At 58.3% G+C, this 247-nt stretch carries 1 protein-coding gene; it reads right to left on the bottom strand.

Features of this window, described 5'->3' with window-relative positions; all coding sequences use genetic code 11:
* Positions 1-247, bottom strand: a 247-nt coding sequence (locus tag FNJ47_RS47540) for an IS66 family transposase (RefSeq protein WP_163163682.1), incomplete at both ends; no start/stop codon positions are given.

Here is a 247-nt window from a genome sequence, read left to right as displayed (position 1 = left end):
CAACGGCACTGGCCCTGGCTCCGTCGACGGTGTCGCTGAACAGCCAGCACTTTCGGCCAGTTGCAAAAACCCTGATGTCGCGCTCCAGAAGATTATTGTCGATCGGCATCCTGCCATCTTCGGTGTAACGCGTCAGATAGTCCCATTGGTTCCGGGTGTAGGACACGGCGTCGCCGAGCTTGCTGTCAGGCAAGACCTTCGGGGCCATGTCATCGAGCCATACCTTGAGAGCATTGAGGATGGGGAC

The organism is Bradyrhizobium uaiense (assembly GCF_010811875.1).
Lineage (GTDB): Bacteria > Pseudomonadota > Alphaproteobacteria > Rhizobiales > Xanthobacteraceae > Bradyrhizobium > Bradyrhizobium uaiense.
This window is presented reverse-complemented; position numbering and strand designations above follow the sequence as displayed.